This is a genomic window from Cupriavidus sp. C2SS-8b (assembly GCF_057073745.1).
Genome location: NZ_CP172717.1, coordinates 951,304 through 964,699, shown reverse-complemented (window position 1 = coordinate 964,699; position 13,396 = coordinate 951,304). Strand labels below are relative to the sequence as shown.

Sequence of the window (13,396 nt, the reverse complement as noted above, 5' to 3'; positions counted from 1 at the left end):
TGTTTTCCCGGCAGGCTCACGCTTAGCATCGAACCGTGCGACAAAGGCCCGGCGACGTCATGCGACGATATGTCGCCCGGCGTCCGGCGCCCTTGCCGGCACATGGCGGCGCATGCGGCGTACACTACGCTCACCGCACGCGCCAACGGCCCGCGCCCCTGGCGCGCTGTCGGCCAACCTCCACGCCTTATGGGCATGACGGTGCAGCCGACGACGTGCAAAGGGCCAGCGCCACGGAGAACAAGACATGTTTGGCTTCACCGCGCTCGAACTCGCCCGTATCCAGTTCGGCTTCACCATTTCCTTCCACATCATCTTTCCGGCCATCACCATCGGCCTGGCCGCGTATCTCGCGGTGCTCGAGGGCTGCTGGCTGCGCACGCAGCGACCGGTCTACCGCGACCTGTACCACTTCTGGTCGAAGATCTTCGCGGTCAATTTCGGCATGGGCGTGGTGTCGGGTCTCGTCATGGCGTACCAGTTCGGCACCAACTGGAGCTTTTTCTCGGAGTTCGCGGGCAGCATCACCGGCCCGTTGCTGACCTATGAAGTGCTGACCGCCTTCTTCCTCGAAGCAGGCTTCCTCGGCGTCATGCTGTTCGGCTGGAACCGCGTCGGACCGGGGCTGCATTTCTTCGCGACCGTCATGGTCGCGCTCGGCACGCTGATTTCCGCGACCTGGATCCTCGCTTCCAACAGCTGGATGCAGACGCCGCAAGGCTACGAAATCATCAATGGCCGGGTCGTGCCGACCGACTGGTTCCAGGTCATCTTCAACCCGTCGTTCCCCTACCGCCTGGTGCATATGAGCGTGGCAGCCTTCCTCGCCACGGCCTTGTTCGTCGGCGCATCGGGGGCGTGGCACCTGCTGCGTGGCCGCGACAACCCCGCCATTCGCAAGATGCTGTCGATGGCGATGTGGATGCTGCTGATCGTTGCGCCGATCCAGGCCGTGATCGGCGACATGCATGGCATCAACACGCTCAAGCACCAGCCGGCCAAGATTGCCGCGATGGAAGGCCATTGGGAAAGCCACGGCGAGCAGGGTTTCCCGCTGCTGCTGTTCGGCTGGCCCGACATGGAGCGTGAAGAAACGCGCTTCGCCGTTGGCATTCCGCGCCTGGGCAGCCTGATCCTCACGCACAGCCTCGATGGGCAGATCCGGGGCCTGAAGGACTTTGCGCCGCAGGACCGGCCCAACTCCACCATCCTGTTCTGGTCATTCCGCGTGATGGTCGGGCTGGGCGTGCTGATGATCCTGCTGGGCCTGTGGAGCCTGTGGCTGAGACGCGGCAAGCGGCTGTTCCAGTCAAGGCCGTTCCTGCGCGTGGCGCTGTGGATGGGGCCGGCGGGACTGGTCGCGATCCTGGCGGGCTGGTTCACCACCGAGATCGGCCGCCAGCCGTGGGTCGTCTACGGCCTGCAGCGCACCGCCGATGCCGTCACGCCGCACAACGTGCCCGAACTCGCGCTGACGCTCGGCCTGTTCATCGTGGCCTACTTCTTCGTGTTCGGCGTGGGCATTGCGTACATGTTGCGCCTGGTGCGCAAGGGGCCGGTGATCGACGAAGGCAAGCATGAGCCCCAGGGCGGCCCAGGCCGCGGACATACGCCGGCCCGACCGCTTTCGGCCATCGAGGACGACGATGTGATGGCGCCCAACCAACCCGCTCGCAGCAGGAGCTGACACCATGGGCATCGACCTTTCCCTTCTCTGGATCCTCATCATCTTCTTCGGCGTGATGATGTATGTCGTCATGGACGGCTTCGACCTGGGCATCGGAATGCTGTTTCCGTTCATGCCTGATCGCCATGACCGCGATGTCATGATGAACACCGTCGCCCCGGTCTGGGACGGCAACGAGACATGGCTGGTCCTCGGTGGCGCGGGCCTGCTGGCGGCGTTCCCGCTGGCCTATGCCGTGGTGCTGAGCGCGCTCTACCTGCCGCTCATGCTGATGCTGCTGGGCCTGATCTTCCGCGGCGTGGCGTTCGAGTTCCGCTTCAAGGCCAATGACCGCGAGCGGCCGGTATGGGATGCCGCGTTCATCGGCGGTTCGCTCACCGCATCGTTCTTCCAGGGCGTGGCGCTCGGCGCGTATATCGACGGCATCCGCATGGAAGGCCACCGCTTTGCCGGTGGGCCATTGGACTGGCTCGCGCCGTTCCCGCTGTTCTGCGGCGTGGGCGTGGTTGTGGCTTACACCGTGCTCGGCGGCACCTGGCTGATCATGAAGACCGAAGGTGGCCTGCAACAGCGCATGGTACGGCTGGCCGGCACGATGGGCTGGGTACTGCTGGCCGTTATCGCAATCATCAGCGTATGGACCCCGCTCACGCACCCCGAAATTGCCGAGCGCTGGTTCCGCCTGCCGAACCTGGTGTGGTTCTCGCCGGTGCCGCTGCTGGTGGTGCTGTGCGTGTTGGGGCTGATGCGTTCGCTGCGCCGGTCGCACCATATCGCACCGTTCCTGTACGCGCTGGGCCTGGTTTTCCTGGGCTATACAGGCCTTGCCATCAGTGTCTGGCCGAACATCATTCCGCCCGGCATCTCGATCTGGGAGGCCGCCGGGCCGCCGCAGAGCCAAGGCTTTGCGCTGGTGGGCGCGCTGTTCATCATCCCGTTCATCCTGATGTACACGGTGTGGGCCTACTACGTGTTCCGCGGCAAGGTCCGCCACGGCGAGGGGTACCACTGATGGGCACCCAAACGGGCGGCGCCCGCCTGTGGCTCAAACGCGTCGGCTGGCTCCTGCTGATCTGGGCGGCCAGCGTTGCGGCACTGGGCGCAGCAGCCTGGCTGCTGCGGCTGCTGATGGCGGGCGCCGGCTTCCACCGCTGAGCTGTACGGCAGGCTCCCGCGCCCCGCCGGAGATTGCCACTTCCTTCCCCTACCGACCCTGAAAGAGCCGCGCGGCACTGCCCGCGCGGCCTTGTCACGCCTGCATTGTCTGCAATGTCCGCAAGATTCCGAATGCCGGAATCAGGATTCTTTGCCCCTCTGTCACCCCGGTGACAACCGCCTCTCTTACTCTGCCAGCGCATTGCCGGCTGCCAAGCCCGCCACGCAATGCCAAGCGCAGAGCCGCGCAGACCGAACACCCCCATTCCCTGAAGAGAACACGATCATGACAAACCCACTCAGCATGCTGGCGCGCTCGCGCTGGATAGGCGCCGTACTGCTGTGCACGGCACTGACCGCCTGCGGCGGCGACGGCGCGGACAGCGGTGGACAAGGGCCTCTTACACCCAGCAGTGCCGGGCAAAACCCGAATCAGGGCGGTGGCAACCAGCCCAACCAGCCGCCTGCCGCCAAGCCGGTCATGCGCTGCGCGCCCTGAACGGCGCCGGCCCGGTTTCCAGACATATACGCCGCCCACCAACCTATCCGGCTACCGAACCCCATGAACTCCAACAGCAGACGCAATTTCCTCAAGCTCGCCGGCACCGGCGCCGCCGCCACTGCCGCGCTGGCCGCCTTTCCGCCGGCGATCCGGCGAGCGCTCGCCATCCCCGCCAACAATGCCACTCGCTCCATCCGCGACGTCGAGCACGTGGTGATCCTGATGCAGGAAAACCGTTCGTTTGACAACTATTTCGGTACGCTCAGGGGCGTACGCGGCTTTGGCGACAGGTTCCCGATCCCGCTCGCGGGCGGGCTCAATGCGTTCCAGCAGACGTATATCAGCAATGGCGCCAGCCGCGTGGTGCTGCCCTACCACCTGGACAGCACTGCCGGCAATGCCCAGCGCGTCAACGGCACGCCGCACAGCTACCCCGACGCCCAGAACGCCTGGGACCTGGGTCGGATGAACAAGTGGCCCACCTACAAGAAAACGCAGTCGATGGGCTACTACACCGAAGCCGAGGCCGATTTCCAGTTCGCGCTGGCCAATGCCTTCACGATCTGCGACGCCTACCACTGCTCCTTCCATGGCGGCACCAATACCAACCGGCTATTCCACTGGACCGGCACCAACGATCCGACCGGAGCGATGGGCGGCCCGGTCATCGACAACAGCGGCGACTCGCTCGACGCCACCAAAGTCAGCTACCGCTGGACCACCTACCCGGAGCGCCTGCAGGCTGCCGGCGTGAGCTGGAAGGTCTATCAGAACCTGCCGGACAACTTCACCGACAATCCGCTGGCCGGCTTCAAGCAATACCGCGACGCCAACGCCGCGCGCGGCAACCAGCCCAACGGCAGCCCGTACCCCCCGTACAGCCCCGCCGACGAGGCCGTCAGCCCGTTGCTCAAGGGCATTGGCAATACCATGCCCGACGGCGGGTTCCTGCAGGCGCTGAAGGACGATATTGCCGCAGGCACGCTGCCGCAGGTGTCATGGATCGTGGCTCCTGCCACCTACTCGGAGCACCCGGGGCCATCCAGCCCGGTGCAGGGCGCCTGGTACACGCAGGAAGTCCTGAACGCGCTGACCGACAATCCGCACGTGTGGAGCAAAACCGTGCTGCTGGTCAATTTCGACGAGAACGACGGCTTCTTCGACCACTTGCCGCCTCCCTGCGCGCCAGCCTATGAAAACGGGGTGCTGGCTGGCGCCTCCACCGTGTCGACGGCCGGCGAATACCACACCGACCAGAAACCGTACGGCCCCGGCCCGCGCGTGCCGATGTATGTGCTCTCGCCGTGGAGCCGCGGTGGCTGGGTCAACTCGCAGGTGTTCGACCATACTTCGGTTCTGCGCTTCCTGGAAGCCCGCTTTGGCGTTCAGGAGCCCAATATCAGCGCCTATCGCCGCGCGGTGGCTGGCGACCTGACTTCCGCTTTCAACTTCCTCGATCCCAACTCCGGCGCAGTTCCTTCCCTGCCCAACCGCGACAGGCTCAGCGCCGATGCCATCCGTACCGCTCAGGGTGCCCTGCCCCAGGTGCCGTTGCCCTCGGCGGACAGCCAGCAAATGCCGGTCCAGCAGACGGGCATACGGCCTTCGCGCGCGCTGCCCTACGAGCTGCATGTCAGCGCCCGCGAAGACGCCGCCGCACGCAAGCTCTGGCTGCTTTTCAGCAATACCGGCACGCAGGCCGCCGTATTTCATGTTTACGACCGCCTGCACCTGGACCGCGTCCCACGCCGCTATATGGTTGAGGCAGGCAAGGACCTGAACGGCAGCTGGGACACATTCGCCGGCGACAACGGCAAGTATGACCTGTGGGTGCTCGGTCCCAACGGATTCCACCGTGCCTTCAGCGGCGACGTCAGTGCCGGGGTGGCCGCCGGAGCCAGCGCGCCGGAGATCCGGGTGTGTTACGACATCGCCAACGCAGCCGTGTACCTCACCATGATCAACACGGGCAGCGCCCCTTGCACCTTTACGGTCCGGCCCGATGCCTATCGTACCGACGGGCCCTGGTCCTACGAGATTCCCGCCGGCAAGCAGTTGGAACAGCACTGGCCGGTGGGCAGGCAGGGCAACTGGTACGACTTCAGCGTGAGCACGGAGCAAGGCGGCTTCACGCGCCGCTTCGCGGGGCGGCTCGAGACCGGCGAAGACAGTGTGTCGGATCCGGCAATGGGCACGGGAGGCTGACGTCGCCGCGTCGTGGGCCGGCAATGGCGCGCCCATGTGCCGCCCGACTACTTCCCTCTCCCAAGAAGGGAGAGGGACTGGGGAAGGGGAAACCGTGTTGGTATCGGGAAGTGCCGCGGGAAGGCCTTAGCTGTTCTGTCATATTGGACCGCTAGACTGCGCCGTCGCAGCGCGTCTGCCGCCTCCCAGCCCCTACTCCCCGGAATCTCAATGCTCGGCGACCTTCTCACGACCTTCTTCGAAGTGGCACGCCAGGGCAGCATTACCACGGCTGCCCGGCAACTCGGCGTGAGCCAGCCCACGGTCACGGCGCGCATCCGCCAGCTTGAGGATGCCTATGGCGTGGAGCTGTTCTATCGCCGTGCGAGCCGGATCGACCTGAGCGACGTCGGTGTCGCGCTGATGCCGGTGGTGGAGCAGTTGATGCAACAGGAAAGCAATGCCGACTATCTGCTGCGCAACGCCGGGAACCTGCGTTTCGGCAACCTGCGCATCGGCGCGACCGGACCCTACTACATCCTGCGCAGCGTGGCCGCGTTCCGGCAACGCTTCCCGGCGGTCGAGGTCAGCATCGAGATCGGCAATTCGCAGCAGATGATCGAGGCGCTGCTGGAGTACCGCATCGACGCCGCGGTCTCCTCGCACGCCGTCGAGGATGGCCGGCTGGCGCGTACCCGCCTGGCTTCCGATCCGATGGTGCTCGTGGTCCATGCGGACCACCCGTTCGCGCGGCTGCCGCATGTCGATATCGCCCGGCTCGCCGAATGCCACCTGCTCGTGCGCGAGCATGGTTCGATGACCCGCCAGGCCACCGAGGCGGCGCTGTCCGCCTGCGGCCAGGAATTGCCGCGCCATATGGTCATCGGCAGCCGCGAGGCCATCTACGAAGCCATCCGGCAGAACCTCGGGGCGAGCGTCGTGCCCGCCGGCGAGGTGCCGCGCGACCCGACCCTGCGCATCGTGCTATTTGCGCAGCGTCCGCCCGTCCTGCACGAATACCTGTACTGCCTGGAAAGCCGGCGCCATACGCGCCTGGTGGGCGCCTTCCTGGAATGCGTGAATGCCCTGGCGCCTGACCCACAGGCACAGGCCGCCTGAGCGATGCGGGGCGCGCCCTGCGCGGCGGCCACGTGGCCGCCACGCCGCCCAGCGCCTATATTGGTGCCATGAGCGAGCACGCCGCTTTTGCCGAATACGAACAGTTGCTGGGCCTGCTGGATGCGGGCAGCCGCGTGCTGGACGCGCGCGCGGTTTGCGAAACCTCGGTGCGCGGCCATCGCTTCTCGGTCTATGCGGCCACTGTCGGCGCCACGGCGCCCGACGCGCCGGCCATCGGCATCTTCGGCGGCATCCACGGACTGGAGCGCATCGGCACGCAACTCGTGCTGGACTACCTGCGCTCGCTGCTCTGGCGCCTGGAGTGGGATGAGTTGCTGCACGAGGAGCTGCAGTCGGTGCGGCTGGTCTTCATGCCCATCGTCAACCCGGGCGGCATGTGGGCCGCCACCCGCGCCAACCCCAACGGCGTCGACCTGATGCGCAATGCGCCGCAGGACGCCGACGCGCGCGTGCCATTCCTTGCCGGCGGCCAGCGCATCGGCGCCTGGCTGCCATGGTTTCGCGGCCGGGCCGGTCTCCCGATGGAAGTGGAAAGCCAGGCCTTGCTGAGGGTGGTGCAAAGCGAGCTGCTGTCGCGGCCGCTCAGCTTCGCGGTGGATTGCCATTCGGGCTACGGCTGGCGCGACAGCATCTGGTTCCCGTATGCGCGCACGCACCGCCCCATGCCGCACCTGCCCGAGATGTACCTGCTCAAGACCATGTTCGAGCAGGCCCATCCGCACCATGGCTATGCATTCGAGCCACAGAGCCACCAGTACCTGCTGCACGGCGACCTGTGGGACTACGCGTATGACCTGGCGCCGCCGGAGAACCTGTTCCTGCCGATGACGCTGGAGCTGGGCTCGTGGCTGTGGATCAAGAAGAATCCGCGGCAACTGTTCTCGCGCGATGGCATTTTCAACCCGATCAAGGCACACCGCACCGCGCGGGTACTGCGCCGCCATGTGAGCCTGTTCGATTTCCTTGGCCGCATCGCCTTTGCGCCACAGCGCTGGCTGCCGACCGGCGAGCGCCGCGCGCAGTTGCAAGAGCAGGCGCGGGCGCACTGGAACCAGCAGCCCAATACATGACGGATTGGGTATTCCTGCGCGGCCTTACGCGCGAAAGCCGGCACTGGGGCACGCTGCCCCAGCGGTGGCAGGCATCCGGGCTGGGCACGCCGCTGGCGCTGGACCTGCCCGGCAATGGCACGCTCTGTCACGAAGTCTCGCCGGCAAGCGTGCCGGGACTCGTAGCGTCGGTCCGGGAGAGTTTGAGACAGGCAGGACAGCCGCGACACTGCCGGGTGCTGGCGATGTCGCTGGGTGCGATGGTGGCGGCGGAATGGGCGCGCCGGTTCCCCGACGAGGTGGCCGCGCTGGTCCTGATCAACACCAGCATGCGGCCCTTCAGCACCATGACGCAGCGCCTGCGTCCGGCCAACTGGCCTGACCTGCTGCGCATGGCTGCCGCCTGGGAGAACCGGGATTATTGCGAGCCCACCATCCACGGGCTGACCTGCGCACGCAGCGATGCAAAACAGGCCGACATTCAAGCGTGGAGGCAAATCGCGACCAGCGCGCCAGTCAGCCGAAGTTCGGCGCTACGGCAACTGCTGGCGGCTGCACGCTACCGCGCCGATCGCCGGTCGCCCTGCCCGTCCACCCTGCTGATTGCTTCGGATGCCGACCGTCTGGTCGACCCGGTCTGCTCCGACCATCTGGCGCGCATGTGGAAGGTGCCGCTGCTACGCCACCCATGGGCAGGTCATGACCTGCCGCATGATGATCCCGACTGGCTGTGCGAAACGGTAGCGCGCCAGCTCGCGCTTACGGCATGACCCCGGCAAGCACGGCCGCGGCAGCTTCGAGACGCTCATGCGTGCCGAACAGCCTTGCGGCCATCAACCCGTTCTGCAGCGAGCCGTAGACCACTTGCGCCAGTTGCGCGGGCGGCACCGGATACGGCTTGTCGCGCAGCGGCTGGGCGCGTTCAAACAAGCCGGTCAGCCACTTCTCATGCATGTGAACGTACTCGCGCATTGTCGCGCGCACCGGCTCGGAGAGCGACAGCACATCGGCCGACAGCATCCCCACCAGGCAGGCCTGATCGGTGCCGAAGCCCGCGCGGACCGGCTCCAGGTATTGCCGCGCCTGTTCCGCGGGAGGCAGCCGGGTGTCGATCGCGCGGATGCGCTCCTGGACGCGCGCGCTGTATTCACGCACCGCCTCGAGCACGAGATCGTCCTTGGACGGGAAATAGTAGTGAATGCTCGAGGTCTTGACGCCCACCAGCTCGGCGAGGTCGCGATAGCTGAAGCCGTTGAAGCCCTTGCGACGGATCAGCACCAGCGTGTGCTCGATCAGTTGTTCGCGAACGGATAGTGTTTTCATGGCTTCAGACCCCTTGCAATGGACTGCCGGTCAGGCCGGCAGCGTTTGCGCGAGTAGCGTGATGAGTGAACCGCTGAAGAGGCAGAGCCCCACCCATCCAACCAGTATCAGCGCGCTGTCACGCAAACTCATGATGTTCCCCTTGGGAGCGGGCGACGTACCGCCCGCTGTGAATCTCAGTTGGCCGGCCGCTCTGGTCAGGCGAGTGCGCCGTCGGTGTACGGGTCGAACTTGCCGACCTTGGCGCCGTCCAGGTACGGATCAACGCTGCGTGCCGGCGTAGCCGAGACGCCACGCGTATCCAGGCCGGCTACCGTGCGGGCGCCGTCGGTGTATGGGTCGGTCTTGCCAACCTTGGCACCGTCCAGGTACGGATCAACACTGCGTGCGGGCGATGCCGAGACACCATGCGTATCCAGGCCGGCTACCGTACGGGCACCGTCCGTGTACGGATCAGGCTTGCCGACGCGTGCGCCATCGGTGTAGGGATCAGCCTTCCCCACGCGTGCGCCATCGGTGTACGGGTCGAATTTGCCAACCTTGGCGCCGTCGGTGAATGCATCGACCTTGCCGACGCGGTAGTTGTAGCCATAAGTGTCTCCGGCAGAACCGCTGCCGTTCGGGGCGGCGGCCTGCGCGAGGCCAGTGGCGAGTGCGGCGGCAAGGGTGGCTGCAGTGATAACGGTCTTGGCGAACTTGGCATTCATGATGGGCTCCTGGGCTGGCGACCTCCCGGTGGGCGTCGCCTGGGTTCGGTTCAATTTCAGGTCTTCTTTTGATCCCGCATCTACTAGTAGATAGATAATCGGATTCAAAAAAAGACCGTCTTCACGGTATTGCGATGGTCCCGTTGCAGGACCGGCTTCCTTTTTTCTTGCCGGTGGAGCAGCGCTTCCATGAGCCAAATACTATCTACTACTAGGTAGATAGTCAAGGAAAAAGATTCCTATCGCACCGATAGGCATTCCGTGATGGCTTTAACCCCGTGATAAATAACGATATGGCCGCCCCCCTTAATGCCAGCGGGGGCCTTGCATCGATGCCCATTCCACAAACAAAAAAAGCTGCCATGCAGCACTCGCCACATGGCAGCTTTACGCCGTTCTATCTGACGCGGCGTCAACCGGCTACGGCAGCCAGTAGGGTATCCGCGGCAGACTCCACCCGGTCAGACGTACCGAACAGGCGCGCCGAAATCAATCCGCTCTGCAGCGAGCCGAACACGACCTGCGCCAGTCGCGCAGGCGGCACCGGGAACGGCGTCGTCCTTTGCGGTTGGGCGCGTTCCAGCAAGCCCGTCAGCCACCGCTCGTTCATCAGGAAAAAGCTCTGCAGCAATTCGTGGACGGACTCAGGCAGGCACAAGGTCTCGGCCGACAGCATGCCGCACAGGCAGATCTGGTCCGAGCCGCAGCTGGCGCGGAACGGGGCCAGGTAGATGGCGGCCTGCTCGGTTACGGGCAGCGTGGTATCGATCGACCGCAGGCGTTCCGACATGGCCGCGCTATATGTCTTGACGGCCTCCAGGACGAGATCGTCCTTGGTCGGAAAGTAATAGTGGATGCTCGACGTCTTGACGCCGACCAGTTCCGCCAGGTCCCGGTAGCTGAAGCCATTGAAGCCCCGGCGCCGGATCAGGACGAGCGTGTGCTCGAGCAGTTGCTCTCGTACGGTTTGCGTTTTCATGAGGCCAGTTTATCTACATGAAGATAGACGCTCAAGGAGAACGCCTGAAGGCGCGGGTAATCCCTTAGGACCGGTGCCGGGCAGAGACCCGCGCACCCGGATTTGCCGGCGCCCCCGACGGGCACAGCCCCGGCATAACCGGGGCGTGCCATGGTGAATCGGTTCAATCAGGCGGCTTAACCTGGCAGGACCTGCGCGGCGAAGGTGATCATCGAGCCACTCGTCACGCAGACCAGCAGCCATCCGCCGAGCAGAAGGATACTGTCACGCACATTCATGATGGACTCCATTGCGGCCAGCCAGGTCCTGCGTGGACCTGGCGGCCGTGGCGAAAGAATGCCGCCGGCCTGCAAGGCCGGCAGACGGATCAGGCGAGCGCGCCGTCGGTGTACGGGTCAAACTTGCCGACCTTGGCACCGTCCAGATACGGGTCCGCACTGCGGGCCGGCGTGGCCGATACACCGCGCGTATCCAGACCGGCTACCGTGCGGGCGCCGTCCGTGTACGGGTCGAACTTGCCAACCTTGGCGCCGTCCAGGTACGGATCAACGCTGCGCGCCGGCGTGGCCGACACACCGCGCGTGTCCAGACCAGCGACAGTGCGGGCACCGTCGGTGTACGGGTCGGTTTTGCCGACCTTGGCACCATCGGTGTACGGGTCGAACTTGCCAACCTTGGCGCCGTCGGTGAACGCATCGACCTTCCCGACGCGGAAGCTGTAGCCGTACTTGTCACCGGCAAAGTTGCCGTCGCGCGGGCCCGAAGCCTGGGCGACACCGCTGGCGAGCGCGGCGGCAAGGGTTGCGGCAGTGATGACGGTCTTGGCAAACTTGGCATTCATGATGGGCTCCTTGGCTGGCGACCTCCCCCTTGGGCGTCGCGGAATCGGTTCTCGACTGGGGTCTCTCTTTGATCTCGCATCTACTAGTAGATAGACGACTGGATCTAAAAAAAGACCGCTTTCACGGTATTGCGATGGTCCCGTTGCAGGACCGGCTTCCTTTTTTCTTGCCGGTGGAGCAGCGCTTCCATGACCCGAATACTATCTACTACTAGGTAGATAGTCAAGGAAAAAGTTTTCTATCGGCCCGATAGCTGATGTTCGGATGACTGGCGAGCCATTGCAGGTCGATCGCCTCACACTTATGGCTGTGCCAATTGCGCGACACCTGATAGCCTTGACAGGCACCCGCGCACACCGGCAACCATGCAGCCTCCCCGCCAATCTCCACTTCCCCGCTGGCTGGCCAGTACGGCCGGCATTGCCGTATTGGCCGGGCTTGCACGCCACCTGCTGTTCCGCGCAGTCGAAGGCGAGGCATTCGTCACGCCGGCCAGCGCGCCGCCGGAGCCCGACCAACCCGATGCCAGGCTGCAACACAGCACGTTTCTCAGTGGCGCTCGCGTGCTCCATGCCGCTTACGCGCCTGCGGAACACGGGCAGGCACCGGCGCTGATGGTGTGCCACGGCGACGACGAATGCCTGTCCGACTGGGCGCCCGTGCAAGCCATGCTGGCGGATTCCGGCATCAGCAGCTTCGTATTCGATTACAGCGGCTACGGCGCGAGCAGCGGACGCCCCAGCGTCCGGCACCTGCGTGAAGACGCACGCGCGGCCTATCGGATGTTCCGGGCGGCAACGCCGGACGCAACGCGGCACTACGTTCTCGGCCACTCGCTGGGGTCCGGGGTGTTGCTGGATGTCGCGCGCGGGTTCACGCCAGCCCCTGACGGGATGATCATCGCCTCGGGTTTCAGTTCTGCGCGTGCCGCCGCGGTCCAGACCGGCCGTGTGCCCGCGCGGCTGGCGTGGCTGCTGCCAGATCCGTGGAACAACGCGGCGCGCCTGCGCCGGATCGGATTGCCGCTGATTGTCGTGCACAGCCGCGCCGACCAGGTCCTTCCACTGGCCCATGCCGAACGTCTTGCGCAGGCGGCTGCGAATCTTCAGGAACTGGTCTTGTTTGACGGCATGCCGCATGACGCGGCTATCCTGGCCGACCACATGCATGCGTACTGGGCGCCCGTCATCGCATTCATGCTTGGCCGCAGGCACGGCCTCGATCGGGACCCGACAATCTAACCGAGTCTGTGCACCGCGGCAATCATCCTTGTGGGCGAGGCGCGACGCATGGGCAGGCTGAGATTCTTTTCCCGATTTCTTGTCTATATTTGTTCTCATGGCAAAAGCATCGGTTAATCGCTGTTGAACAGCATTGGAGGGAATGCCATGCGCCGGCTTGCAAACTTGTTCAGTCCGCCGACCCCGGAAAAGATTGCCGAAAGGGAACTGCAAGACATGAGGCTGACGTTGTTCCAGGCCGAGCGACGCCTGCTCGAGGCGCAAATGCAGGTCGCCTACTATCGCGACATGGTCGCGTTCCTGGAAGACGTGGCGACCAAGGGCGTCGAGGACGTGGTGGACAAGCGCCGCGCCGCCCCGCCGGCCGCCATCGAGACCTTCTCGGCACCGCGTGTCGCGCCAGGACTGACCACCGTCCCGATCGTGCCCTCGGCCGCCTAGCGGGCCGAGTATGCGGCGGCAAATTGCCTGACCTACGGCGGAGTCCTTCGTACTCCGCCCGTCATTGATAGCGCCGCACGGCTCGCGGGAACGCGTGCCGACCTGTGCGATACTCGCGCTGCCCGCCGCGCAAGCCGGCTGGCGCA

At 65.2% G+C, this 13,396-nt stretch carries 14 protein-coding genes; 10 read left to right on the top strand and 4 right to left on the bottom strand.

Going from position 1 to position 13,396, the window contains the following annotated elements; genetic code table 11:
* The first annotated feature begins 247 nt into the window (after positions 1-247).
* The 8 genes from ACIGJB_RS21385 (at position 248) to ACIGJB_RS21350 (ending at position 8,487) form a co-directional block, all read left to right on the top strand.
* Complete coding sequence (locus ACIGJB_RS21385; protein ID WP_483734284.1) at positions 248-1,687, top strand: cytochrome ubiquinol oxidase subunit I; 1,440 nt, start codon at positions 248-250, stop codon at positions 1,685-1,687.
* A 4-nt stretch (positions 1,688-1,691) separates the two neighbouring features.
* The gene (gene cydB / locus ACIGJB_RS21380; protein ID WP_483734283.1) at positions 1,692-2,699 is read left to right on the top strand and encodes a cytochrome d ubiquinol oxidase subunit II; all 1,008 of its coding nucleotides are present in this window, start codon (positions 1,692-1,694) and stop codon (positions 2,697-2,699) included.
* Positions 2,699-2,842 carry a DUF2474 family protein gene (locus tag ACIGJB_RS21375; protein WP_483734282.1) on the top strand — a complete coding sequence of 48 codons (144 nt, stop codon included), beginning with the start codon at positions 2,699-2,701 and terminating at the stop codon, positions 2,840-2,842. The genes cydB and ACIGJB_RS21375 overlap by 1 nt, the downstream gene beginning before the upstream one ends.
* Before the next feature lie 286 nt (positions 2,843-3,128).
* The gene (locus tag ACIGJB_RS21370) at positions 3,129-3,341 is read left to right on the top strand and encodes a hypothetical protein (RefSeq protein WP_483734281.1); all 213 of its coding nucleotides are present in this window, start codon (positions 3,129-3,131) and stop codon (positions 3,339-3,341) included.
* 63 nt (positions 3,342-3,404) lie between these two features.
* Positions 3,405-5,549 (top strand): phosphocholine-specific phospholipase C, encoded by a 2,145-nt coding sequence (locus ACIGJB_RS21365; RefSeq protein ID WP_483734280.1) that lies wholly within the window; start codon positions 3,405-3,407, stop codon positions 5,547-5,549.
* A 210-nt stretch (positions 5,550-5,759) separates the two neighbouring features.
* Positions 5,760-6,647 (top strand): LysR substrate-binding domain-containing protein, encoded by an 888-nt coding sequence (locus ACIGJB_RS21360; protein ID WP_483734279.1) that lies wholly within the window; start codon positions 5,760-5,762, stop codon positions 6,645-6,647.
* Between the two features lie 68 nt (positions 6,648-6,715).
* Positions 6,716-7,738: a M14 family zinc carboxypeptidase gene (locus ACIGJB_RS21355; RefSeq protein ID WP_483734750.1), complete on the top strand. Its 1,023-nt coding sequence runs from the start codon at positions 6,716-6,718 to the stop codon at positions 7,736-7,738.
* Positions 7,735-8,487 carry an alpha/beta fold hydrolase gene (locus ACIGJB_RS21350; protein WP_483734278.1) on the top strand — a complete coding sequence of 251 codons (753 nt, stop codon included), beginning with the start codon at positions 7,735-7,737 and terminating at the stop codon, positions 8,485-8,487. Before ACIGJB_RS21355 ends, ACIGJB_RS21350 begins: the two co-directional genes overlap by 4 nt.
* On the opposite strand, the gene ACIGJB_RS21345 is transcribed toward ACIGJB_RS21350, so the two are convergent.
* The 4 genes from ACIGJB_RS21345 to ACIGJB_RS21330 form a co-directional block, all read right to left on the bottom strand.
* Complete coding sequence (locus tag ACIGJB_RS21345) at positions 8,477-9,040, bottom strand: TetR/AcrR family transcriptional regulator (protein WP_483734277.1); 564 nt, start codon at positions 9,038-9,040, stop codon at positions 8,477-8,479. The two genes, ACIGJB_RS21350 and ACIGJB_RS21345, sit on opposite strands and share 11 nt — an antisense overlap.
* Before the next feature lie 197 nt (positions 9,041-9,237).
* Complete coding sequence (locus ACIGJB_RS21340; RefSeq protein WP_483734276.1) at positions 9,238-9,747, bottom strand: copper resistance protein CopQ; 510 nt, start codon at positions 9,745-9,747, stop codon at positions 9,238-9,240.
* A 412-nt stretch (positions 9,748-10,159) separates the two neighbouring features.
* Complete coding sequence (locus ACIGJB_RS21335; RefSeq protein WP_483734275.1) at positions 10,160-10,726, bottom strand: TetR/AcrR family transcriptional regulator; 567 nt, start codon at positions 10,724-10,726, stop codon at positions 10,160-10,162.
* A 367-nt stretch (positions 10,727-11,093) separates the two neighbouring features.
* Complete coding sequence (locus tag ACIGJB_RS21330; RefSeq protein WP_483734274.1) at positions 11,094-11,567, bottom strand: copper resistance protein CopQ; 474 nt, start codon at positions 11,565-11,567, stop codon at positions 11,094-11,096.
* 366 nt (positions 11,568-11,933) lie between these two features.
* Here ACIGJB_RS21330 and ACIGJB_RS21325 point away from each other — a divergent pair, with 366 nt between their 5' ends.
* Together ACIGJB_RS21325 and ACIGJB_RS21320 are read left to right on the top strand one after the other, a co-directional pair.
* Positions 11,934-12,809: an alpha/beta hydrolase gene (locus ACIGJB_RS21325; protein ID WP_483734273.1), complete on the top strand. Its 876-nt coding sequence runs from the start codon at positions 11,934-11,936 to the stop codon at positions 12,807-12,809.
* 147 nt (positions 12,810-12,956) lie between these two features.
* Positions 12,957-13,250, top strand: a complete 294-nt coding sequence (locus ACIGJB_RS21320; protein ID WP_483734272.1) for a hypothetical protein — start codon at positions 12,957-12,959, stop codon at positions 13,248-13,250.
* The last annotated feature ends 146 nt before the right edge of the window (positions 13,251-13,396 follow it).